The following is a 22,249-nucleotide window of genomic DNA, read 5'->3' as shown; positions in this document are numbered from 1 at the left end:
CGATGGGCTGCCGCTATCATGCCGGCAGACCTTTGGAGTGACCGATGACGGCTGTGCCCGCCCCTGTTTCCTCGACCGCGGCCGGCGCGCTGTCGGCGTTCCTGCGTGGCGTCGAGCGCCGCGCCCTGGTGGTGGCTGAACTGCAGTGCGGCGATGCCGCGCGTGCCGAGCAGACCCTGGTGGCGGTGATGCGCGCGTTTGCGGCGGTCGCCAGCGACCTGCCGATGGCGCAATGGCCGACCCGCTTCTGGACCCTGCTGGGCCAGCGCCAGGCGCTGCGCGAGCCGGCGGGCGGGCAGTGGGCGCCGTCGTTGGCCGCGTTGGGCGCGATGCCGCCACTTCCACGACTGGCGCTGCTGCTGCGGGTGGGCGGCAGCCTCGACGAGGGCATCGCCATGCGCGTGCTCGACCAGGACGAGGCCGGCTACCAGCACCTGCTGGCCGATGCCTGCCCGCGTGATGCCCAGGGCCGGCCCGATGCCGCGGCCTGGCGCCAGTTGGCCGAGCAGGTACAGGCCCGTGTCCGTGACCTGCCGGCCGCGCGCCTGCAGCAACTGCAGCAGCCGGCCGCACCCACCACCCACAATGAAGCACCGGCCTCCAGCTGGCGCGCTCCCCAGCGCGACGAGCGGGCCACTGCCAACGCCAAGCGCCGTCGGGCGAGTGCCAAGCCGCGCTGGCGCGGTCCGCTGATCCTGCTGGTGACCGTGGCGGTACTGCTGGCCGCGGCGCTGGGTTGGCGCCACCTGCAGGGACATTCGTTCGGCAGCGATGCACCCTTGCCGGAGGGCGTGGTGGCCGAAGCCGGTCCGGTGACCGTGGAAGCCCTGCCACCGAGCAAGGTCGACGCCGCACCGGACGCGGGCCAGGCGCAAGCCAATGATGACGCAGCGATGCTGGCAGATCGCGACTACCCGCTGGTCGCCGATGCCGACCTGTACGCGTGGACTGCCGCGGGCGGCCCGCTGCCGGTGGATGAATCGCAAGCCAAGCCGAGCCGGCCGGAGCCGGCCAGTGCCACGCTGGAAACTGCTGCCGCCGATGAATAAGTCCGTGCTCGCCAGCCTGCTGCTGGCCCTGCCGCTGTCGCTGTCCGCCGCACCGCAGCCGTTGAGCGTGCCGTTGCCGCCACCGGTTGCGGGCAGTTCGCCGGCCACGCCGGCGTCGGCCGCTGCAACAGCACCTGCGGAGTTCGCCCAGCTGGATGCGCAGCAGCAGCGACAGCGCCGTGCCGACTACGCCGCCTGGCGCGCATTGCCGGAAGCAGAGCGCGAGCGCATCCGTCAGGCGGCTGCGCGCTTCAATTCGCTGCCGGCCGATCAACAGCAGCGCATGCGGCAGCAGTTCCAGGCGCAGGATCAGGCGTTCCGCGACGGATGGCGGCTGGGCCCGCAGCTGGGCCTGGAATTCCCCAAGCTGCACGGGCTGTTCGGATTCGTTCCACCGGCGCAACGCGAGACCGCGCTGGCCGTGCTGCGCCAACTCAGCCCGGCGCAGCTGGCCCAGCTGACCCTGGTCGCGCAGCGCACGCCGCCGCAGGAACGCGACACGGTGCGCAGCGCCTTCCTCGCCGTGCCCGCCGCCGAGCGCGACAGCTGGCTGAAGCGTCAGGCCGGCCAGTAAAAAAGGGGACGGAGGGGATTAAGTCGCATCCGGCACTAACGGGCCTGAAACGACTTAATTCCCTCCGTCCCCTTTTGTGTGGGGCGGCTGGAACCCAGCATTCACGCCGTGTCATGGGAATACCCGCGCTGCGCGCGTAAGATGACCGGCCGCAAACCCGGTGCCTGTGCCCTTCGCGCGCAACCGCAGTTCGCGTCAAGCACCTTATGTCTACTGCAACCTCCACGCCGCGCTTCAGCAAGGAAGTCGGCGCCACCGGTCTGCTCGCCCTGCCGCTCGTGCTGGGCCATGTGTCCACCGGTCTGATCTCCTTCGTCGACAACGTGATTGCCGGCCACCACGCTACGGCGACCCTGGCTGCGGTGACCATCGGTACCGCACTGTTGTGGCTGCCGATGCTGATCCCGATCGGCACGCTCATCTCGCTTACCGCCTCGGTGTCGCAGCTGCATGGCGCCGGCCGCGAGCGCGAGATCGGCCCGCTGTTCCGCCAGGCGTTGTGGCTGGCGCTGGGCCTGGGCCTGATCATGTTCACCTTCCTCACCGTGGTGCCGCCGTTGCTGCCGGCCTTCGGCATCGCGCCGGACATCGTGCCGGGGGCGACCGCGTTCCTGCATGCGGTGCGCTGGGGCGGACCTGCGCTGACCCTGTACTTCTGCATGCGCTACCTGAGCGAAGGCATGCACTGGACGTTGCCGACCATGCTGCTCGGCTTCGGTGGCCTGCTGGTGCTGGCGCCAATGGGCTACGTGCTGGCCAACGGCAAGCTCGGCTTCCCGGAACTGGGGGCGGAAGGCCTGGGCATCGCTTCGGCGGTGATGATGTGGCTGCAGGCCACGGCGTTTGCCCTGTACCTGTGGCGCACCAAGCGCTTTGCCCACCTGCAGCTGTTCTCGCATTTCGAAGGGCCGCGCTGGAAGGCGATCTGGGAGCTGCTGCGCACCGGCCTGCCGATCGGCATCACCGTGCTGATGGAAGGTGGCTTGTTCATCGTCACCGCGTTGCTGATCGGTCGCCTGGGAGCCAATGAAGCGGCGGCTCACCAGATCGCGATCAACGTCGCGCAGCTGTGCTTCATGATCCCGATGGGCGTGGCCGAGGCCACCACCGTGCGCGTCGGCCATGCGGTCGGCCGTGGTGACGGCTTCGGCGTGCGACGCGCGGCCTGGGCCGGTTACGCGATCATCATGGGCACGCAGACGCTGTCGGCGGCGGTGCTGCTGTTCGGCCACGACGCCATCGTCGGCGTGTACACCAACGACCTGGCGGTGGCCGGGCTGGCCTCGACCCTGCTGCTGTACGCGGCCACCTTCCAGTTCCCGGACGGCATCCAGGTACTGTCGGCCGGCGCGCTGCGCGGGCTGAAGGACACCCGCGTGCCGATGTTCATCGCCATGTTCGCGTACTGGGGCCTGGGCATGCCGCTCGGCGCCGGGCTCGGCCTGGGGCTGGGCATGGGCCCGCAGGGCATGTGGATCGGCCTGATCGTCGGCCTGACCGCCGCTGCGATCCTGATGGGCTGGCGCCTGCGCCGCAGCAGCCAGCGCATCGGGCAGTCCGCGCTGTCCTGATCTTCCTGCCCGCTACGTTCACCCGTGACGGGCGATCCCCTGACTTGTGTCCGATGCTGCATCACGCGGCACCGGCTATGCTGGTACCACGGCAAGAAGCCATCCGGAGCGTTCCATGAATCAACCCGTGCCCCCGCTGCCCCCGGCGCGTCGCAACCCCGTCGCCAGTTTCTTCATCGGGCTGTGGGACGTCATGAACTTCACCCGCCGGTTGATCCTCAACCTGGTGTTCTTCGGCCTGCTGTTCCTGCTGCTGGTGATGTTCGTCATCGCCGCCGGCATGGGCGCCGGTGCCAGCAAGTCGCTGCAGGACCGCACCACCCTGGTGATCGCGCCGGAAGGCCGCCTGGTCGAGCAGTTCAGTGCCGATCCGGTCAGCCGCGCGCTGGCCAAGGCGGTGGGTGACAACGGTGCCGAGGAAATCCAGCTGCGCGATCTGCTGCGGGTGATCGAGTCGGCCAAGGACGACAAGAAGATCGAGCGCGTGGTGCTGGAGCTGGACAAGCTGCAGCCGTCCGGGTTCGCTTCGCTGCGTGAAGTGGCCGCCGCGCTGCAGGATCTGCGTGCCTCCGGCAAGCAGCTGGTGGCCTACAGCGAGAGCATGGGCCAGTCGCAGTACCTGCTGGCCGCGCAGGCCGACGAGGTCTACCTGGACCCGATGGGTTCGGTCGTGCTCGAAGGCCTGGGCCGCTATCGCCAGTACTTCCGCACCGGCCTGCAGGACAAGCTGGGCGTGGACGTGCACCTGTTCAAGGTGGGCGAGTACAAGTCCGCGGCCGAGCCGTACGTGCTCGACGCCGCGTCGCCGGCCTCCAAGGAAGCCGACCTGTTCTGGATGAACGACGTGTGGCAGCGCTACCTGGGCGACATCGCCAAGGCCCGCCGCCTGGACCCGGCACAGCTGGCCGCCGGCATCGACACGCTGCCGGAAGGCATCGCCGCCGCCGGTGGCGACCTGGCCAAGTTCGCGCTGCAGCAGAAGCTGGTGACCGCGCTGAAGACCCGCGAGGAATTCGAGGATCTGATGATCGAGCGCGGCGTGGCCGACGAGGATGCCGACGGTGGTTTCCGCAACGTCGACTTCGGCCGCTACCTGGCCCTGCTCGACGCGCGCCGCAACCCGGTGGACTCGCGTCCGCAGGTGGCCGTGGTGGTGGCTGCCGGCGAAATCAGTGGCGGTGACCTGCCGGCCGGCCGCATCGGTGGCGAGTCGACCTCGGCGCTGCTGCGTGCCGCGCGCGACGACGACAACGTGAAGTCGGTGGTGCTGCGGGTGGATTCGCCGGGCGGTGAAGTGTTCGCCTCCGAGCAGATCCGTCGTGAAGTGGTAGCCCTGCAGGCTGCCGGCAAGCCGGTGGTGGTGTCGATGGGCGACCTGGCTGCCTCCGGTGGCTACTGGATCAGCATGAATGCCGATCGCATCTATGCCGATCCGTCGACCATCACCGGTTCGATCGGCATCTTCGGCATGGTGCCGAACTTCAGCCGCGCGCTGGACAAGATCGGCGTGCATACCGATGGTGTCGGCACCACCCGTTTCGCGGGTGCCTTCGATGTCACCCGTCCGATGGATCCGGCGGTGGGCCAGGTCATCCAGACGGTGATCAACAAGGGTTACGCCGACTTCACCGGTCGCGTCGCCGACGCCCGCAAGAAGCCGGTCGAGGCCGTCGACGAAGTGGCCCGTGGCCGCGTGTGGAGCGGTGCACAGGCCAAGGAACGTGGCCTGGTTGACGCCTTCGGTGGCCTGAAGGATGCCGTGGCCGACGCCGCCAGCCGGGCCAAGCTGGGCAAGGCCGATGCCTACCGGGTGCGCTACATCGAGAAGGCAGCCACGCCGTTCGCACAGTTCGTCAGCGGTTTCGCCGGCAGCCGCGCCGGTGCCTGGATGCTGTCCGATTCGGGCATGGCGCGGATGATGCTGGCACGCACGATGCCCGAAGTGGATACGCAGCTGCGCTTTGTCGAGAACGCGGCCCGTGAGAAGGGCAATGGCGCACCGGTGAAGGCGCTTGCTTACTGCTTCTGCGGGTTCTGACGGAAGCCATCCACGCAGATCGTGGAACTACTGGACAGCGAAACGCCCGGCCTTGGCCGGGCGTTCTCGTTCATGGGGTTGGATCCCTTGGCTTCGCAAAGGGCTCTGACCCCATGGGCCACTCGTCATTGCGCCGCGTCGGCCTCGGCCTTGCGCTCGCGTGCGGCGGCTTCATCCACGGCCTTCTGCGCGCCCTTGGCGCGGTCCAGCGGCTCCTGCATCGCACGCGACATCGCTTTGGGTACCGGTGGCTTCTCCGGGTTCGGCGTCGGAGGACGCTGGCAGGCCACCAGCAGCACGATGGCCAGCAGGGACAAGGACAGGATCAGGATGCGCATGGCGGTACTCCGCGGTGGGCGTTCGCGCAGTGTCGCATCTCCGGCAACGCCCTGCCGTGAGCGCGTATCCTTGCGGCATCGAAACACAGCGGGCGCGGCCCCGGAGGACACATGACCCAGCAACGGTGGCGCCTGGACGGCCAGACTGCCCTGATTACGGGCGCCAGCGCCGGCATTGGCCTGGCCATCGCGCACGAACTGGCCGGCCTCGGCGCCGACCTGATGATCGTGGGCCGTGACATCGATATGCTGGAGACGGCGCGCGACGAACTGCTGGACGTGTATCCGCAGCACCAGGTGCACGCGCTGGCTGCCGATGTCTCCGATGACGAGGACCGCCGGCAGATCCTGGACTGGGTGGAGGACCACAGCGATGGCCTGCACATCCTGGTCAACAACGCCGGTGGCAACGTCACCAAGGCGGCCACGGAGTATTCCGAGGACGAATGGCGCAAGATCTTCGAGACCAACCTGTTCTCGGCCTTCGAGCTGTCGCGCTACGCGCATCCGCTGTTGGCACGGCATGCGTCGTCGTCCATCGTCAACGTCGGCAGCGTGTCCGGCCTGACCCATGTGCGCAGTGGCGTGGTCTATGGCATGACCAAGGCCGCGATGCACCAGATGACCCGCAACCTGGCCGTCGAGTGGGCGGAGGATGGCATCCGGGTCAACGCGGTGGCGCCCTGGTACATCCGCACGCGGCGCACGTCCGGCCCGTTGTCGGACCCGGACTACTACGAAGAAGTCATCAATCGCACGCCGATGCGTCGTATCGGCGAGCCGGAGGAAGTGGCTGCTGCGGTAGGCTTCCTGTGCCTGCCGGCGGCCAGCTATGTCACCGGCGAGTGCATCGCAGTGGATGGCGGTTTCCTGCGCTACGGGTTCTGATCTTCCAGCGGGTAGTGCCGGCCGCTGGCCGGCAACTGGAATCATTTTTGAAGATCCTGCGATTGCCGGCCAGCGGCCGGCACTACCGCATGGCAGTCACCCCGGGACCGGGCAGTTGCTGGCCTCCAGCACGCCCTGCAACCGTTCGCGTTCCGCCCGGGCGTTGTCGCGGTTCTCCGGTGAGGCGAACCGCTCGCGGCCACGTGCGTCGCGGAAGCGTTGCTGCCAGCTGCTGCAGCGCTGCGCGTCCGGCAGTTCCTCGCAGCGGTCGCGCACCACTTCGCAGCCTGCAGCATTGACCGGTGTGGCGCCGCCCAGGCCCTGCACGGTCATCAGTTCGCAGCGGCCGGGGGCAGCTTCGTATTCGTGCAGGTAGCCACCGCCCTGGCTGTCGGTGCACTGGAAGATGGGCGGCAGCGGCGGCTTCGGTGGCGCATTGCTGTCCGGCGCGGCATCGGCCTGGCGTGGCAGCGATGCACTGTCGAGTATCAGATCGCCGCCTTCGCGTTCGACCATGCCGGCTTCCATGATCGTGCGTCCTTCGCCGGGGCGGCGGGGGCTGGGCGCGGAAGCCGGCGGCGTACCCGCCGCCGCCGGTGCGGGTGGCGACGGCACAGGGGCCGGCGTGGGCGACGCACTGGCAGCGGCCGGAATCCGCACCACCTGCTGCTTGTTGCCGGCTGGGCAGGGCGTACGTTGCAGGGTGGGCACATCGCTGTTGCTGGAGGTGCAGCGGTAGATCAGCCCGTCGTCGGCCACTGCGTTGCCGGCGAACAGGCCCAGGGCCAGCCAGATCAGGTTCTTCATGCGCACAGCGTACATGCCACGGCAGGCGCTGCGCTCAGCGTTCGCAGTCACGCGACAGGCGCGCGTCGATGCCACGCTGTTCGTTGCTGATGGCGGTGCGTTCACTTTGCAGCGCGCTGTTGTAGCGGCGGTCCAGTTCCCAGCGGCGGTCGCGCAGGCGCGCGCAGACTTCCTGTGGCGGCAGCGCATGGCAGCTGTCGCGGACCAGCACGCTGCCGGCCGGAACCTGCACACCGACACCCACCGCTGGCGGCCGGTAGCCGGTTCCTTCACCGATGGGGGTGCCGACCGGCGTGCCGAAGGCCGGGCGTGGGCCGGGATGGACCGGGCCGTGGTGCCCATGCGGGAGCCAGACGCTGGTCCACAATGGCACCCAGCGCGGATTGCCCTCGTTGTTGTCGCTGGTGTAGCGACGACCGTCGTCGCTTACGCACTCGTACAACGGTTGTGGTGGCTGGAGGTAGACGTGGCGGACCTCACGATCACGCATCACCGGAACCTCGTCCGGCCGGGCGGGGGCCGCGTCGCTGCGCACCACCCGGGGCGCCGGATCGCGCGGGCGCTGCAGGTCACGCACTTCCTGCCGGCCACTGCTGCACGGCTTGTCCTGCAGGGCCACGGCGCCGTTGCTGGCGACACAGCGGTACACGCGCACGTCCTCGGCGGCGGGTGCGGTCCATGGCAGCAACAGGCACAGGCCCAGGGCGGTGCGCAGCAGGTTCATGGCGGCAGGGTGCGTGATTGTCCGCGGTAGTGCAATCGTCGGTTCAGGAGCGCAGCACGTTGCCGCTGAGCGCGTCGCGGATCGGGGTTGGCTGGGCCAGGCCGCCGGTCTCGCCGTCGAGGAGGCCATCGAGCAGGCGCAGCAGGCGCGGATCGAGCTCGGCACGGCTGCGGGCCGGTGGTTCACCGGCCAGGTTGGCGCTGGTGGAGACCAGCGGGCCACCCCAGGCGCGGCACAGGGCGGCGACCAGCGGGTGGGCGCTGATGCGCACCGCGATACCGCTGTGTTCGCCGGTGACCCAGGGCTGCGCGTGCGGACCGGCCGGCAGGATCCAGGTGTTGGCGCCCGGCCAGCTGGCCAGCACCGCGCGCTGGCGGGCGTCGGGCAATGCCTGCAGGCGGACCCAGCCCTCCAGCTGCGACAGTTCGGCGGCGACCAGGATCATGCCCTTTTCGATCGGGCGCTGCTTCAGCCGCAGCACCGCGTGCACCGCGGCTTCATGTGACGGATCGCAGCCCAGGCCCCAGACCGCTTCGGTCGGATAGGCGATCACGCCACCGGCGCGGAGCGTGGCGACAGCAGAGTTCAGGGTGAGTTCTTTCATGACGGCGACCAGCCCGGCGTGGGCCTCCATTATCCCCCCGCCGCGTGCAGAAGGGGTGGAACGCACCACTCGGTAGTGGCGGCCGCTGGCCGGCATCTGATGTTTCCGGGGTTGCCGGCCAGCGGCCGGCACTACCCCTCATCTACTTCTTTGCAGCGGTCTTCTTGACGGCCTTCTTCGCCGGTGCCTTCTTTGCGGCAGCTTTCTTCACCGTCTTCTTGGCCGGTGCTTTCTTGGCCGCGGCCTTCTTCGGCGCTGCTTCCTTCTTCACCGCAGCCTTCTTGGCCGGCGCCTTCTTCGCGGCGGCTTTCTTGGCGCCGAAGCCCTTGCGCACCGGCTTGCCGGTTTCTTCCATCAGCTGCTGCACTTCGGCCAGGGTCAGCGATGCCGGTTCGCGATCCTTGGGGATCTTGCCGTTCATCCTGCCGTCGCTGATGTACGGGCCGAAGCGGCCGTTCAGTACCTGGATGTCGCTGCCCTCGAACTCCTTGATGATCCGGTTGCGCGCGATTTCTTCCTTCTCTTCGATCAGGAATACGGCGCGGGCCAGGTCGATGGTGTACGGGTCGTCTTCCTTCTTCAGCGAGGCGTAGGTGCTGCCGCGCTTGGCGAACGGGCCGAAGCGACCGATGCCGACGCTGACCGGCTCACCATTGTCCTCGCCCAGTGCGCGCGGCATCAGGAACAGTTCCAACGCGTCTTCCAGCGAGATGGTGTGCATCGACTGGCCGGGGCGCAACGAGGCGAACTTCGGCTTTTCCTCGGCGTCCTCGGCGGTGCTGCCGATGGCGGCATATGGCCCGAAGCGACCCAGCCGCACGCTGACCGGCTTGCCGGTCTTCGGGTCGGTGCCGAGCTCGCGCGCGCCACTGGCCTCGGCGCGGTCGACCGATTCCTTCTTGTCTTCGACCAGTTCCTTGAACGGCTCCCAGAAACGGGCCATCAGCGGGATCCATTCTTCCTCACCGCGCGAGACGGCATCGAGCTCGTCCTCAAGCCTGGCGGTGAAGTCGTAATCCACGTACTGGGTGAAGTGGCTGGACAGGAACTTGGACACCGCGCGGCCCACGTCGGATGGGCGGAAGCTGCGGCCTTCCATTTCCACATACTTGCGGAACAGCAGGGTCTGGATGATCGAGGCGTAGGTCGAGGGACGACCGATGCCGTACTCTTCCAGCGCCTTCACCAGCGCCGCTTCGGTGTAGCGCGGCGGTGGCTGGGTGAAATGCTGTTCGGCCAGGATGCGTTCCAGCGGGATGCGGTCGCCCGGCTTCATCGCGGGCAGCTTGCGGCCCTCATCCTCGTCCTCGGCGCTCTTGTTGTCCTTGCCTTCCTCGTACACGGCCAGGAAGCCAGGCACGACCACGGTGGTGCCGCTGGCGCGGAACACGTGTTCGCTGCCGGCCGACAGGTCGACGCTGACGGTGTTGAGCGTGGCCGGGATCATCTGGCAGGCCACCGCACGCTTCCAGATCAGCTCGTACAGGCGCCGCTCGTCGTCGGTAAGGAAGCGGGCGACCTGCGACGGCGTGCGCAGGGCCGAGGTCGGGCGCACCGCTTCGTGCGCTTCCTGGGCGTTCTTCGACTTGGTCTGGTAGGTGTTGGGCTGGTCCGGCAGCGAGGCGATGCCGTAGTCGCGGGCGATCACGTCGCGGATTTCCGCCAGCGCGTCCTGCGACAGGTTCACCGAGTCGGTACGCATGTACGAAATCAGGCCGACGGTGCCTTCGTCGCCGATGGCCACGCCTTCATACAGCTTCTGCGCCACCTGCATGGTCTTGCGGGTGGTGAAGCCGAGCTTGCGCGAGGCTTCCTGCTGCAGGGTGGAGGTGGTGAACGGCGGTGCCGGGCGGCGCTTGCGCTCCTTGCTGGCCACGTCGGTGACGTGCAGCGAGCCCTGCGCGGCCTGCTGGATGCGCATGCGCGCCGCTTCAGCGGTGTCGCCATCGGTGACGGTGAACTGCTCGAACTTCTGCCCGTCCAGCTTGACCAGCTTGGCATTGAAGTGCTGGGACGGGTGCGCACACTCGGCAGCGATCGACCAGTACTCGCGGGCGATGAAGGCTTCGATCTCTTCCTCGCGCTCGACGATCATGCGCAGCGCCGGGCTCTGCACGCGGCCGGCGGACAGGCCGCGCTGCACCTTGCGCCACAGCACCGGCGACAGGTTGAAGCCGACCAGGTAGTCCAGCGCGCGGCGGGCCTGCTGGGCATCGACCAGGTCGCTGGCGATCGCGCGCGGCTGGCTGATCGCTTCCTTGATGGCGCGCGGGGTGATCTCGGTGAACACCACGCGCTGCATCGGCTTGTCCTTGACCAGCCCGCGTTCCTTCAGGATCTCGGCGATATGCCAGCTGATCGCTTCACCCTCGCGATCCGGGTCGGTTGCCAGCAGGATGTCGTCGGCGCCCTTGGCGGCCTTGGCGATCGCATCGACATGCTTTTCGTTCTTGTCGATCACGTCGTAGTGCATGGCGAACCCGTTGTCCGGGTCGACCGCGCCTTCCTTCGGAATCAGGTCACGCACATGCCCATACGAGGCCAGGACGGTGTAGTCCTTGCCGAGGTATTTGTTGATCGTCTTGGCCTTGGCCGGCGATTCGACGATGAGCAGGTGCTTGGGCATGGCAGCAGTGTCTGTGGGGCGAGCCGCAGGGAAGGGGCCGCTAGGGTGGAGCAAACGGCCGCATTAGTGAAGCGGCCACGGACAAATCAATACGCTGAACGCCCGGTAGTGTGCCGGGCGTTCAGGTTTCACCTTATTAGAGGAATCACGCCCGGCCAGCCCCTGTCAAGCAGCCAGACGTGAGGATGGCCGTTCATGAGGCCATCTTGGCGATGAAGCCGACCGCAGCCACCAGCAGCACCAGGCCCGCCACCGCCAGCAGGCCGGTCAGCACCAGGATCACGATGGTGACCGTACCCAGCTCATGGCGCTGAAGCTGCGGCTGGTCGGTATAGGCCCAGCGGTCGACCACCAGAGTGTCGCAGATCATGTCGTGCAGGCCCTGCTTGCGCTCGGTGAAGGCGGCCATCAGGAAGCCGATGCCCAGGGTGAAGCTGCTCAGCAGCATGGCCCAGTAGCGACCGAAGGCGCGGCCACGGGTCAGGCGGTCACCGTTGCTGCGCACGACCTTGATGCCGACCGCCATCTTGCCCAGCGTGGCGCCGCCCTGCGAGGAATGGAACCAGGTGTAGTAGGCCACGCCGATGGCCATGTTGATCAGCGCGCTGGCCAGCTGCGCGACGATTTCGATGGAGGTCTCGCCACTGCCCACCGCGCCCATGCTGGCGCCAAGCACCACGCCGATGATGGCGCCGATGATGCCGCCCGGCACGGCCAGCACGAAGTAGTCGATCATGTAGGCCGCGACGCGCTTCCAGAAGCCGGCGTAGACCACCTCGCCGCCGATCACCGGCCGCGCGCCACCGGCAGCGGCGGCGGCCGGGGCGTTGTAGGGCGAGCTGCTGAGCGCGCCCGTGCCAGGCAGCGGCGCAGTGCCGTTGTCGATGGCAGCGTAGTCGCTGCGCAGGTCGAAGCCGCCACTGGCAGTGGCGGTGCTGGCGCCGGCCAGCGTCTGCAGGCCCAGTTCATCGACCACCTGGCGCAGTGCAGCCCACTGGGCCATGCCTTCGCGCCAGACCAGGGTGTCCAGGTTCAGTTCGCCGCGCTGGAAGCGCTGGCGGATCTCCTGGACCGACAGCGGGCCCTGGCGTTGCTGTCCTTCGGCGTAGTACCACTCAGTCATTGCATGTTCCCTGTTGGATCGTCCTTGGAGGTGCTGCCGTGCGCGTGGCTCAGCCGCGGCATGACGTCGGCAGGTACTTGTCGTCGCTTTCACCACTGCATTCCCAGCGGCCGCTGTCGCGATCATATTCCAGCCACAGCAGGTCGCCATCGAGGCTCTTGCCGGGCACGGCCAGCGTTGCTTCGATGCCACAGTGGCCGTTGTTGAAGCGGCCGATGTTCACCGCCGACAGGCCGGCCTGGCTGAAGTCACCCGGGGCCGGGAAACCGGCATCGTTGGCGCCGGGGCAGCGGCCTTCATCGTCGGCGAAGTGCTGCACCTGCTGTTTCAGCGGCTGCAGGGCATTGACCGCGGTCGCGATCCTGGCACGCACGGTGTAGTCGTTGTATGCGGGCAGGGCGATCGCCGCGAGGATGGCCATGATCGGTACCAGTACCAGCAGCAGGCCGCCGCCGATGATCGCGGTCAGGGCGCAACCGGAGAGCTTCTTCTTCGGCGGTGGCAGGACCCCGGCTGCCGCCTGGGTGGCATAGGGCGTGGACGGCGGCAGCACAGGCGGCTGCGGCGGAGGGGGGGCCACCGGTTCCGGTTCCGGCTCGGGTGGCTGGGCCGGCGCAGCAACGTCCAGCGCCGGCACGATCAGGCCCAGCTCGTCGACAACGGTGCGCAACGGCTGCCATTGCGGCAGGCCGTCGCGCCAGACCAGGGTGTCCAGGGAGATCTGGTTGTTTCGGAACAACTCGACCAACTGTTCCGCCGGCAGCGGGCCTTGCTGCCGGTTGCCTTCTGCATGGAACCACTCGCTCACGGGGACGCTCCTGAATGCGCTATGCCCCCAAGTGTACGGTCAGTGAAGGGGTTCTGGCTCGTCCATGAACATCTGCGTCTCCATCCAGGCATAGGCCGCTTCTGAGCCGGGCTGGTTGAACAGCACCATCAGCACGACCCATTTCAGGTCGTCCAGGTCCAGTTCGTCCTGGTCCAGGGCCATCGCCCGGTCCAGCACCAGCTCGCGCTGGTCGGCGTCGAGGATGCCGTGCTGTTCCAGGTACAGCAGGAAGCCGCGGCATTCCACATCCAGCTTGTCCAGCTCGGGGCCATGGTAGATGCGCACGGGGCCATCGACCCGCGCCTGGGCCACGCTCGGCCGCTGCGCGGCCAGGGCATCGAGCCAGTCGAACGCCTTGTTGATCTCGGTGGGGCTGAAACCGGCCTGGATCAGGCCGTTCTGCAGCGAATCGCGGTCACGGATCAGGTCCGCATCTTCGCTGAAATAGTGTTCAAACAGGTACAGCAGTACATCCAGGATGCTCTCTTTCATTGCCCCTCGGCCTGCGTCGCGCGACGCTGTGGAGGTGAAGAAACTAGGGAGTTCGACAGTAGCGGCCGTGTACGCACACCACGATTCCCGCCAGTTCCATGGCCAGCAGCATGGAGGACACCTGGGACGCCGTCAATCCACAGCGCGTGATCAGTGAATCCATACCGCTTGGGTTGTGGTCCAGGGCCCGCCACAAGCACTGGTAGTCCGGGTCGTCGGCCCAGCGCGCCGGCAGGAGGGCCGGCGGTGCCTGTTCAGTGGGGGTGGCCAGCCGCGATTGCAAGCCCGGCAGCTGCTGGCGAAGGGCAGGGGCGAGCAGTTCCAGAACCTCCTCGGGGCGCTCGACCAGCGCCGCGCCCTCGCGGATCAGGCGGTGGCAGCCAGCCGCGCGCGGGTTGAGCACCGATCCGGGCAGGGCACAGACCTCGCGGCCTGCCTCGGCGGCCAGCCGCGCGGTGATCAGCGCGCCCGAGCGCTGGGCGGCCTCGACCACCACGGTCGCCAGCGCCAGCCCGGCTACCAGCCGGTTGCGCGCGGGGAAGTGGCCTGGGCGGGCCGCCGTACCCGGCAGGTACTCACTGAGCACCACGCCCTCGGCGGCGATGCGCGCCTGCAGCCGGGCGTGGCTGTCCGGATAGGCGCGGTCAGGACCGGTGCCGATCACCGCCACGGTGCAGCCGCCGGCGTCCAGCGTGGCCTGGTGCGCAGCCGCATCGATGCCTGCGGCCAGGCCGCTGGTCACCGCCAGGCCCGCCTCGACGAAACAGCCGGCAAAACGCGCGGCCAGTGCGCGCCCACCCGGGGTGGGGGAACGGCTGCCGACCAGCGCCACCGACGGGCGCCAGGCCAGGCTGGGGTCACCGGCGACGAACAGCGCCAGCGGCGGGTTGAGCACCTCCAGCAACGAAGGTGGAAAGGCCGGATCGGTGCAGGGCAGCAGGTGATGGTTGTCCTGTTCCAGCCAGCGCAGGGCGGCTGCACACACCCGGGCGTCGGGACGTTCCAGCGCGGCGCATTGCTCCGGCGTGCAGCCGTGCGCGCGCCAGTTCGCCGGGCCTTGCGCGATGGCGGCTTGCGCACCGCCCGCGGCCTGCAGCAGGGCCCGTCGTGGCGCCAGTGCGCCTCCCGCCACCAACAGGCGCAGCAGCGCCTCATATGCATGCGTGATCATCCCCCACTATCGGCCGCACACAACAAAGGCGCCCTAGGGCGCCTTCGCACGTGATCGTCAGGTTTTCCCGCAGACGCCCGCCGGGCAGCGGCCGGCACGCCCGGCAATGGTTACTTTGCGTCCGGGTGCAGCGCGTTGTACCCCACCTGCACCGGCTTCACACCCTGCATCACCAGCGCGTAGCTGACGTTGTCGAAGGTGCGGAACACCATCGCGTGCGCGGCATACTCGTCCGGCAGCGAGACCCGGCCGGCGCCGGTGCTGAGCGAGTCGTCCATGCGCGAGGAGCCCGGGTACTTCATGCGGTGCGCCACATGGCGGCCCGGGCGCCACAGCGAGAACACGGTCCCGTTGTCCACGCCCTGGGCACGGCCGGCCGAGATCGCGATCACGTCGCGCGGGCCACCGGCATTGAACATGTCGGTGACGGCCAGCACGCGCACGTCCACACCCTCGACACCGGCAGCGGGTACGTGAGGGACGAACTGCAGGTCGTATGGCTTGGCTTCGACCGGCACCAGGCGGTCACCGGCGCGCACTTCGCGGCCGCCGTCGTTCTTGTCCAGCACCAGCGTGGAGGCCTCGACCTTGCCGTCGGCAATCTGGGTGATGGTGCCGGTAGCGACCTGGGCCAGCTCGTAGCCGAGCACGCCACGGCGGGCGTTGGGCGCGTTGTAGGCCTTCCACAGGTTGCCGCTGCCCGGGGTCACGTCGCCATTGGCGGTCAGGTCTTCGGTCGGCTTGGGCTGGGCGTACCGCACGGTCGGGCGTACCACGGCCCAGCGCTGGCCCACCTGGGCATCGGCCAGGCGCACGTAGACGGTGTCACCGCCGGACACGCGCAGGCGGTTGTCCTCCAGGCCGACCACGTAGGGCAGCTGCTTGATGCTGTCGACAACGCTCAACTGCTTCAGGAACGGCTCGACCTGGGCCAGCGGAATGGCGTCGATCGGGGCCTCCTGGCGCGGGCCGGCCTGGGACACGGTCACCCGGTCCAGGTAGGCCAGGCTCAGCACGTCACCTGGATAGATCAGGTGCGGGTTGGCGATCTGCGGATTGGCTTGCCAGATCTCCGGCCACAGCCAAGGCTTCTGCAGGAAACGTGCGGCGATATCCCACAACGTATCCCCTTTTCGGACCACATAGGTGTCCGGGTGCCCGCCATTCACTTCCACGGCGGTAGCATAGGCAGCCACGGTCAGCATCGCCGCGGCGACGACCGTACGAAAACGAAGCAACATAGGTGTGAAGCCCTGATTCCCCAACAGGTCCGCGCACTATAGTCCAGAAACCGGGGCGCAAGGCAAGCGTTGGAGCTAGAATCTGCGACGTATGCCGGCGTGCCGGCCCCCTATCCGGAAACAGCCATGGCCCTTCTCCCCATTCTCGAGTTCCCCGATCCGCGCCTGCGTACCAAGGCTGCGTTGATCGACGCCGCCGAAGTCACCACGCCGGCCTTCCAGGAACTGATCGACAACATGTTCCAGACCATGTACGACGCCCCGGGCATCGGCCTGGCGGCCACCCAGGTGGACGTGCACAAGCGCTTCATGGTCATCGATGTCAGCGAAGAGAAGAATGAACCGCATGTGTTCATCAACCCGGAAATCGTCGCCAGGGACGGGGGCCGGGTGTACCAGGAGGGTTGCCTGTCGGTCCCGGGCATCTTCGCCGACGTCACCCGCGCCGACACCATCACCGTGAAGTACCTGGACCGCAACGGCCAGGAACAGCAGCTGGAGGCCGGTGAAGTGCTAGCCACCTGCATCCAGCACGAGATGGACCATCTGGACGGCAAGCTGTTCATCGACTACCTGTCGCCGCTCAAGCGCGAGATGGTCCGCAAGAAGCTGGCCAAGCAGCGCAAGCACGTGGCGTGATCGCCCATCAGGGCCGCCCTTCGGGTGGCCCGTGCCTGCGCGACGCGCGCGGGCTGCACGGCGCCGGCCGACGGCGCCGTTTTCTTTCCTGCACGAATCCATCCTGCAAGTGGGGTAGCCATGAGGATTGTCTTTGCCGGTACGCCGGAATTCGCGGTGTCGTCGCTGCGCGCCGCGGCGCGCCACCACGAGGTCGTGGCCGTCTATACCCAGCCTGACCGGCCGGCCGGCCGAGGCCGTGGCCTGGCACCGTCGCCGGTCAAGCTCGAGGCCGTGGCCCGTGGCATTCCGGTCTACCAGCCCGAATCACTGAAGGACGAGGCTGCACAGCAGCAGCTGCGCGAGCTGCAGCCGGACCTGATGGTGGTGGTGGCCTACGGCCTGATCCTGCCCAAGGCGGTACTGGCGATCCCGACCCACGGCTGCTGGAACGTGCATGCCTCGCTGCTGCCTCGCTGGCGCGGTGCTGCGCCGATCCAGCGCGCGATCCAGGCCGGTGACGCAAAGACCGGTGTGTGCCTGATGCAGATGGAAGCGGGCCTGGATACCGGCCCGGTGCTGCTGCACCAGGAATTGCCGATCGCTGCCACCGATACCGGTGGCCAGCTGCATGACAAGCTGGCCGAGCTGGGTGCACAGGTCCTGTCCGACGGCCTGGGCCTGCTGCGGGCCGGCATCAAGCCGATCGCACGGCCGCAGCCGGAGCAGGGCGTGACCTATGCGCACAAGCTGGACAAGGCCGAAGCCCGTCTGGACTGGGCGCAGGGCGCCGATGTGCTGGCGCGTACCGTGCGTGCCTTCAATCCGTGGCCGATCGCCGAAGCGACGCTGGCTGGCGAACGCGTGCGCATCCATGGCGCGGTGGCGCTGGACGAGGCCCACGGCCAGGCGCCGGGCACGGTGCTGGCGGCCAGCCGCGATGGCATCGACATCGCCTGTGGCCAGGGCGCACTGCGCTTGCGTACGCTGCAGCGCGAAGGCGGCAAGGCGATCACCGCCGCCGACTACCTCAACGCCCGCCGTGATCTGCGCGTGGGAGCATAAGCGGTGTCGAAGCAGAACGATTTCTCCGTGGCCAAGGCGGCGCCGGGCGCGTCCACGCGCATGCTGGCCGCACGCGTGCTGGCACAGGTGTTCACCCGTGGCCGTTCATTGAAGGCCGAACTGGCCTGGGCGCTGCCGAAGCTGGCCGACAGCCGCGATCGTGCCTTGCTGGAAGCGCTGTGCTTTGCGGTCCTGCGTCGCCGCAGTACCTATGACGCTGCCTTGCAGTCGTGGATGCAGAAGCCGCTGTCGGCGCGCGACGCCGACCTGCGCACCCTGTTGATGGTGGGCTTTGCCCAGCTGGACGTGTTGGAACTGCCGGCGCATGCGGCGCTGTCGGCCACGGTCGATGCCGCGCGTGCGCTGGGCCGCGAGCGCCAGGCCGGCCTGGTCAATGCGATCCTGCGCCGCGCGCAGCGCGAGGGTTTCCCGGAGCAGCCGGCGCGCGATGCCTTCCCGGTATGGCTGGCCGATGCGGTGGAACGCGATTGGCCGGCACAGGCCGACGCCATCTTCAGCGCCAGCCTGCAACCGGCCCCATTGTGGCTGCGTGCCAATCGCCAGCACGGTGGCCGTGACAAGGCACTGGCGGCACTGGCCGAGGCGGGCATTGCCGCCGAACCCAGCGCGCTCTGCGCCGATGCATTGCGCCTGGCGGCCCCGGTTGCCGTGAACCAGCTGCCGGGTTTTGCCGACGGTGCACTGTCGGTACAGGACCTGTCGGCGCAATGCGCAGCCGACGCGCTGGCGCCCGCGACCGGCGCCCGCGTGCTGGACGCCTGTGCGGCGCCCGGTGGCAAGTCGGCGCACCTGCTGGAACGTGACCCCAGTCTGCGCCTGCTGGCGCTCGATATCGATGCGCGTCGCCTCGCGCGCGCCCGCGATACCTATAACCGCACCGGTGTGGGCGAGGGCGCGCAGACCCGGGTGGCCGATGCCAGCGATCCCGGGGCCTGGTGGGACGGCACGCCGTTCGACGCCATCCTGCTGGATGCCCCGTGCTCGGCCACCGGCGTGATCCGCCGCCAGCCGGACGTGATGTTCCACCGCCGCGCCGAGGACATCGATGCGCTGGTCGGCGTGCAGGCCCGCCTGCTGGAGGCGTGCTGGTCAATGCTGCGCCCGGGAGGCGTGCTGCTGTACGCCACCTGTTCGATCCTGCGCGCCGAGAACGTCGATCAGGTGCGAGCCTTCCTGAAGTGGCATCCGGACGCAGCGGCACAGCCTCTGGATGACACATTCGGCCTGGATTGCGAGGGGATTGCGCGCCAGCGCCTGCCGGGTGACAACGATGCCGACGGTTTCTTTTACGCGCGTCTGCTAAAAACAGCCTGACCCCGCTGACGTTCCGAGTCCCATGCTGAAATCCCGCGCGTCGCGCGAGACGTGGTTGTTCGTGGTGATGGCCCTGCTGGTGCTGGGGGCCGGGCTGGGCCTTCGTGATCCGTGGCCGTCGGACGAACCGCGCTTCGCACTGGTGGCCAAGCAGATGTTCGACAGCGGGCAGTGGCTGTTCCCGCATCGCGGCACCGAGCTGTACTCGGACAAGCCGCCGATGCTGATGTGGTGGCAGGCCACGCTGTACAGCCTGGTCGGGCAGTGGCGCGTGGCCTTCCTGCTGCCGTCGCTGCTGGCGGCGCTGGGCACGCTGTGGTGCGTGGTCGACCTGGGGCGGCGCCTGTGGACGCGGCGGGTGGGGTTGTATGCCGGCTGGGCGCTGCTGTTCGCGCTGCAGTTCACCTTCCAGGCGAAGAAGGCGCAGATCGACCCACTGCTGCTGCTGTTCATCACCCTGGCCAACTACGGCCTGCTGCGCCACCTTTTGCTGGGACCAAGCTGGCGCTGGTGGTGGCTGGGCTGGTTCTTTGCTGGCATCGGCGTGATCACCAAGGGCGTGGGGATGCTGGCGCTGCTGATGCTCGTGCCTGCGGCGATCGCCGCGGCGCTGCAGTGGCCACGGGTGGGACTGCATGCGCGCGACGCGCGTTTCTGGCTGGCGCCGCTGGCCTTCCTGCTGGCCGTGTCCTTGTGGCTGGCGCCGATGCTGCTGGCCGGCTTTGCCACCGGCTCGGACGAGTACCGGGCCTACATGGACGACATCCTGTTCCAGCAGACGGCGCGGCGCTACGCCCATTCCTGGGACCACCATCAGCCCGCCTGGTACTTCCTGGCGACGATGCCGCTGATGTGGATCCCGGCGTTCCTGGCCCTGCCCTGGGCGATTCCGGCGTGGCGCCGCCGGCTGCGCCGCCGCGACCCGCGCTACCTGCTGCCGCTGGCCTGGTGGCTGATGGTGGTGCTGTTCTTCTCGATTCCCGCCGGCAAGCGCGATGTGTACATCCTGCCGGCGCTGCCGATGTTCTGCCTGGTGCTGGCGCCGCTGTTGCCTGGATTGCTGAGGCGGCGCGATGTGCAGGCCGTGGTGGGGGCGTTCACCGGCCTGCTGTCACTGGGCCTGGCCCTGGCCGGTGCGATGGCGGTGCTGGGCGAGCCGGCCTTCGAGCTGCGCCTGACCCACAGCCGCGGGCTGGGGCCCGGCGCCGTCGACGCACTGGCCTGGACGATCCTGGCGATGGGTGTGTGGGGCGGATTGAGCCTGCTGGCCTGCGGCCGTCGCCGGCATCTGGCGCTGGTGTCGACCCTGGCGATGGTCTGGGTGCTGTACAGCCTGGTCGGCTATCCGCTGCTGAACGATTCCAGTTCCGCCCGCGGCCTGATGCGCACGGTTGGTAGCCGTCTGGGCCCGGATGCCGAGTTGGGGCTGGTGGCCTGGAAGGAGCAGCATCTGCTGCTGGCCGACCGTCCTGCAGCGACCTTCGGTTTCGAGACGGACTGGGACGAGCAGCTGATTGCGGCCACGCGCTGGCAGCGGCTGGCGCCCGGACGCCGCTGGTTGCTGGTGCACGAATACGCGATGCTGTCGTGCGTCGACCGCAACCGTTCTGAACTGGCCGGCGTGGCCAACCGGCGGCGCTGGTGGCTGGTGCCGGCAGCAGCGGTGAAGGTGCCCTGCGTGGTCACTGCAGAGGAGCGCGAACGTGAACGGCGTTTGCAGGAACATGACTAGCCACCACGATTCCGGCTTGTCCAGTCTGCCCAAGCGGGCCCAAAGGCAGTAAAACAGCAGGCTGGGACGGCCTGCGTTGGCCCGTCCCGTTCTTCCCTCAGATTGCAGCGATACTTCCCGACGTGCCAGCTTCACCGGACAACCTGAACCCCATGGCCGGAAACCCGCTGGGCGTTCCCGCCGGTGGGCGCCATGGGGTCGCGCATGCGCTCGCCCAGCTGGGCCTGTTCTGCCTGCCGGCACTGGTGCTGACCGTGCCGATCAACCTGTTGCCGTATGGCCTGCTGCTGCTGCTCAGCACGCTGCTGGCGCCGGAGCTGCTGTGGCGCGCGCGCGGCATGGCCGGTCAGCCGGTGAAAGTGCTGGCCTGGCTGATGCTGGCGGTGCTGGCGCTCGGCGTACTGTCGGTGGTGTTGTTCGAGCAGGGCCTGCGAGACGTCGACAACCGCTCGCGATTCGTGGTGATCCCGTGGATCGCGCTCTGGGTCTGCGCGCTGCGTCCCAACCTGCGGTGGCTCTGGTACGGATCATTGACCGGCCTGCTCGCCACCTTCGCGATGTCGCTGTGGCAGGTGCTGGGTGGCGCCCCGCGCGCAGAGTTGTTCACCAACGCCATCGTGCTGGCCGACATCGTGATGGTGTTGATGGTGTTGCTGGTGTTCTGTCGCCCGTCGCGGCGCTGGTCGCTGGTGATCCTCGGCATGGCCGCCGGCTGCGGCACCATCGTGCTGACCGGCAGCCGCGGCGTGTTCGCCGCCCTGCTGGCGCTGCTGGTGGTGCTGGCGCTGAGCCTGCGCTGGCGCACCGGTGCGGCGCGCCTGTCGGTGCTGGCCGGCATGCTGGCGATCGGCGCGACCCTGTTGCTGTCGGTGCCGGAGCTGCGTCACCAGGTGCGCCTGAGCGAGCTGCACAGTGACGTGCAGCGGATGGAGCTGGGCGACAGTGATTCTTCCGCCGGTGCCCGCGTGGAACGCCTGCAGGTGGCCTGGGAGACCTTCCTCGATCACCCGCTGGTGGGGGTTGGCATCGGTCATTTCGACAGCGCGATGCTGCGCGTGCCGGTCTGCCGTGAGAATCCGGAAGAGTTGCGTTGCCACCTGGGGCATGCACACAACGATGTTGCCGAATGGGCAGCGACCCAGGGCGTACCGGGCCTGCTGCTGTTGCTGGCGGTGTATGGCATCCCGCTAGGGTTGTTCGTGCGGCTTCATCGCCGCAGCGGACGGTCGACCTTCCGGGGGCCGGCCGCAGCCGGCATCATGCTGGTGATCACCTATGCGCTGTGCGGCCTGACCCAGTCGATGTTCGCGCACCAGATGACGGCCAGTTTCTACGTGACCCTGGTCGGCCTGCTGACCGGCCTGTCGATCGTCGAAGGCGCGCGCCACCGGGCAGTCACCGGGGCGTGACGCATCGGCGCGCCG

At 68.4% G+C, this 22,249-nt stretch carries 20 protein-coding genes; 10 read left to right on the top strand and 10 right to left on the bottom strand.

The features are described 5' to 3' along the window. Positions 1–44: 44 nt before the first annotated feature. The 4 genes from AC5P66_RS13235 to sppA all read left to right on the top strand — a co-directional run bounded on the left by AC5P66_RS13235 (position 45) and on the right by sppA (position 5,232). Positions 45–1,049, top strand: coding sequence for a hypothetical protein (locus AC5P66_RS13235; protein ID WP_049411873.1), 1,005 nt, complete (start codon positions 45–47; stop codon positions 1,047–1,049). After that, positions 1,042–1,623 (top strand): DUF3106 domain-containing protein, encoded by a 582-nt coding sequence (locus tag AC5P66_RS13230; protein ID WP_099485534.1) that lies wholly within the window; start codon positions 1,042–1,044, stop codon positions 1,621–1,623. The genes AC5P66_RS13235 and AC5P66_RS13230 overlap by 8 nt, the downstream gene beginning before the upstream one ends. A 206-nt stretch (positions 1,624–1,829) precedes the next feature. Further along, positions 1,830–3,194, top strand: a complete 1,365-nt coding sequence (locus AC5P66_RS13225) for an MATE family efflux transporter (RefSeq protein WP_005419642.1) — start codon at positions 1,830–1,832, stop codon at positions 3,192–3,194. 115 nt (positions 3,195–3,309) lie between these two features. Continuing rightward, a complete protein-coding gene (gene sppA / locus AC5P66_RS13220; RefSeq protein ID WP_049411880.1) occupies positions 3,310–5,232 on the top strand; it encodes a signal peptide peptidase SppA in 1,923 nt (640 codons plus the stop codon). Positions 5,233–5,357: 125 nt separating this feature from the next. Here the strand turns inward: sppA and AC5P66_RS13215 are convergent, their stop codons facing one another. After that, the gene (locus tag AC5P66_RS13215; protein WP_049411884.1) at positions 5,358–5,570 is read right to left on the bottom strand and encodes a hypothetical protein; all 213 of its coding nucleotides are present in this window, start codon (positions 5,568–5,570) and stop codon (positions 5,358–5,360) included. Positions 5,571–5,681: 111 nt separating this feature from the next. On the opposite strand from AC5P66_RS13215, the gene AC5P66_RS13210 reads away from it, so the two are divergent. Next, complete coding sequence (locus AC5P66_RS13210; protein WP_014038643.1) at positions 5,682–6,458, top strand: SDR family oxidoreductase; 777 nt, start codon at positions 5,682–5,684, stop codon at positions 6,456–6,458. A gap of 96 nt (positions 6,459–6,554) precedes the next feature. Here AC5P66_RS13210 and AC5P66_RS13205 read toward each other — a convergent pair whose 3' ends face one another. From AC5P66_RS13205 to AC5P66_RS13165, 9 genes are all read right to left on the bottom strand, one after another. Further along, positions 6,555–7,265 (bottom strand): hypothetical protein, encoded by a 711-nt coding sequence (locus AC5P66_RS13205; protein ID WP_049438507.1) that lies wholly within the window; start codon positions 7,263–7,265, stop codon positions 6,555–6,557. A 34-nt stretch (positions 7,266–7,299) separates the two neighbouring features. After that, positions 7,300–7,989, bottom strand: coding sequence for a DUF4124 domain-containing protein (locus AC5P66_RS13200; protein WP_111175349.1), 690 nt, complete (start codon positions 7,987–7,989; stop codon positions 7,300–7,302). Between the two features lie 43 nt (positions 7,990–8,032). Further along, entirely contained in the window at positions 8,033–8,623 is a 591-nt protein-coding gene (tsaC, locus tag AC5P66_RS13195) for an L-threonylcarbamoyladenylate synthase type 1 TsaC (protein WP_099494890.1), read from the bottom strand. A gap of 112 nt (positions 8,624–8,735) precedes the next feature. Then, entirely contained in the window at positions 8,736–11,219 is a 2,484-nt protein-coding gene (locus AC5P66_RS13190) for a DNA topoisomerase I (RefSeq protein ID WP_495216415.1), read from the bottom strand. A 193-nt stretch (positions 11,220–11,412) separates the two neighbouring features. Next, positions 11,413–12,342 (bottom strand): RDD family protein, encoded by a 930-nt coding sequence (locus AC5P66_RS13185; RefSeq protein WP_049438510.1) that lies wholly within the window; start codon positions 12,340–12,342, stop codon positions 11,413–11,415. A 49-nt stretch (positions 12,343–12,391) separates the two neighbouring features. Next, positions 12,392–13,150: a pilin gene (locus AC5P66_RS13180; protein WP_134709465.1), complete on the bottom strand. Its 759-nt coding sequence runs from the start codon at positions 13,148–13,150 to the stop codon at positions 12,392–12,394. 39 nt (positions 13,151–13,189) lie between these two features. Next, the gene (locus AC5P66_RS13175; RefSeq protein ID WP_005419622.1) at positions 13,190–13,663 is read right to left on the bottom strand and encodes a DUF494 family protein; all 474 of its coding nucleotides are present in this window, start codon (positions 13,661–13,663) and stop codon (positions 13,190–13,192) included. A gap of 43 nt (positions 13,664–13,706) precedes the next feature. Then, positions 13,707–14,834: a DNA-processing protein DprA gene (gene dprA / locus AC5P66_RS13170; RefSeq protein ID WP_495216414.1), complete on the bottom strand. Its 1,128-nt coding sequence runs from the start codon at positions 14,832–14,834 to the stop codon at positions 13,707–13,709. Positions 14,835–14,944: 110 nt separating this feature from the next. After that, positions 14,945–16,075 (bottom strand): LysM peptidoglycan-binding domain-containing protein, encoded by a 1,131-nt coding sequence (locus tag AC5P66_RS13165; protein ID WP_495216413.1) that lies wholly within the window; start codon positions 16,073–16,075, stop codon positions 14,945–14,947. Positions 16,076–16,201: 126 nt separating this feature from the next. Here AC5P66_RS13165 and def point away from each other — a divergent pair, with 126 nt between their 5' ends. From def to AC5P66_RS13140, 5 genes are all read left to right on the top strand, one after another. Continuing rightward, positions 16,202–16,714, top strand: coding sequence for a peptide deformylase (gene def, locus AC5P66_RS13160; RefSeq protein ID WP_005419619.1), 513 nt, complete (start codon positions 16,202–16,204; stop codon positions 16,712–16,714). Positions 16,715–16,834: 120 nt separating this feature from the next. After that, on the top strand, positions 16,835–17,758 hold the full coding sequence (fmt, locus tag AC5P66_RS13155; protein ID WP_495216412.1) for a methionyl-tRNA formyltransferase: 924 nt from the start codon (positions 16,835–16,837) through the stop codon (positions 17,756–17,758). A 3-nt stretch (positions 17,759–17,761) separates the two neighbouring features. After that, positions 17,762–19,093 (top strand): 16S rRNA (cytosine(967)-C(5))-methyltransferase RsmB, encoded by a 1,332-nt coding sequence (gene rsmB, locus AC5P66_RS13150; protein ID WP_495216410.1) that lies wholly within the window; start codon positions 17,762–17,764, stop codon positions 19,091–19,093. Between the two features lie 22 nt (positions 19,094–19,115). After that, positions 19,116–20,825, top strand: coding sequence for an ArnT family glycosyltransferase (locus AC5P66_RS13145; RefSeq protein ID WP_049411914.1), 1,710 nt, complete (start codon positions 19,116–19,118; stop codon positions 20,823–20,825). 152 nt (positions 20,826–20,977) lie between these two features. Continuing rightward, positions 20,978–22,234, top strand: coding sequence for an O-antigen ligase family protein (locus AC5P66_RS13140; RefSeq protein ID WP_049411916.1), 1,257 nt, complete (start codon positions 20,978–20,980; stop codon positions 22,232–22,234). The last annotated feature ends 15 nt before the right edge of the window (positions 22,235–22,249 follow it).

The sequence above is a fragment of the Stenotrophomonas sp. YJH_SMC_122 genome, assembly GCF_059369535.1.
This window is presented reverse-complemented; position numbering and strand designations above follow the sequence as displayed.

What these genes read in the sequence shown, in the direction of transcription:
- AC5P66_RS13230 (WP_099485534.1), top strand. Translation starts at nt 1,042, where the DNA reads ATGAATAAGTCCGTGCTCGCCAGCCTGCTGCTGGCCCTGCCGCTGTCG.
- def (WP_005419619.1), top strand. Translation starts at nt 16,202, where the DNA reads ATGGCCCTTCTCCCCATTCTCGAGTTCCCCGATCCGCGCCTGCGTACC.
- AC5P66_RS13190 (WP_495216415.1), bottom strand. Translation starts at nt 11,219, where the DNA reads ATGCCCAAGCACCTGCTCATCGTCGAATCGCCGGCCAAGGCCAAGACG.
- sppA (WP_049411880.1), top strand. Translation starts at nt 3,310, where the DNA reads ATGAATCAACCCGTGCCCCCGCTGCCCCCGGCGCGTCGCAACCCCGTC.
- AC5P66_RS13175 (WP_005419622.1), bottom strand. Translation starts at nt 13,663, where the DNA reads ATGAAAGAGAGCATCCTGGATGTACTGCTGTACCTGTTTGAACACTAT.
- AC5P66_RS13140 (WP_049411916.1), top strand. Translation starts at nt 20,978, where the DNA reads ATGGCCGGAAACCCGCTGGGCGTTCCCGCCGGTGGGCGCCATGGGGTC.
- AC5P66_RS13185 (WP_049438510.1), bottom strand. Translation starts at nt 12,342, where the DNA reads ATGACTGAGTGGTACTACGCCGAAGGACAGCAACGCCAGGGCCCGCTG.
- fmt (WP_495216412.1), top strand. Translation starts at nt 16,835, where the DNA reads ATGAGGATTGTCTTTGCCGGTACGCCGGAATTCGCGGTGTCGTCGCTG.
- AC5P66_RS13215 (WP_049411884.1), bottom strand. Translation starts at nt 5,570, where the DNA reads ATGCGCATCCTGATCCTGTCCTTGTCCCTGCTGGCCATCGTGCTGCTG.
- AC5P66_RS13200 (WP_111175349.1), bottom strand. Translation starts at nt 7,989, where the DNA reads ATGAACCTGCTGCGCACCGCCCTGGGCCTGTGCCTGTTGCTGCCATGG.
- AC5P66_RS13205 (WP_049438507.1), bottom strand. Translation starts at nt 7,265, where the DNA reads ATGAAGAACCTGATCTGGCTGGCCCTGGGCCTGTTCGCCGGCAACGCA.
- AC5P66_RS13165 (WP_495216413.1), bottom strand. Translation starts at nt 16,075, where the DNA reads ATGTTGCTTCGTTTTCGTACGGTCGTCGCCGCGGCGATGCTGACCGTG.
- AC5P66_RS13210 (WP_014038643.1), top strand. Translation starts at nt 5,682, where the DNA reads ATGACCCAGCAACGGTGGCGCCTGGACGGCCAGACTGCCCTGATTACG.
- AC5P66_RS13145 (WP_049411914.1), top strand. Translation starts at nt 19,116, where the DNA reads ATGCTGAAATCCCGCGCGTCGCGCGAGACGTGGTTGTTCGTGGTGATG.
- dprA (WP_495216414.1), bottom strand. Translation starts at nt 14,834, where the DNA reads ATGATCACGCATGCATATGAGGCGCTGCTGCGCCTGTTGGTGGCGGGA.
- AC5P66_RS13235 (WP_049411873.1), top strand. Translation starts at nt 45, where the DNA reads ATGACGGCTGTGCCCGCCCCTGTTTCCTCGACCGCGGCCGGCGCGCTG.
- tsaC (WP_099494890.1), bottom strand. Translation starts at nt 8,623, where the DNA reads ATGGAGGCCCACGCCGGGCTGGTCGCCGTCATGAAAGAACTCACCCTG.
- AC5P66_RS13225 (WP_005419642.1), top strand. Translation starts at nt 1,830, where the DNA reads ATGTCTACTGCAACCTCCACGCCGCGCTTCAGCAAGGAAGTCGGCGCC.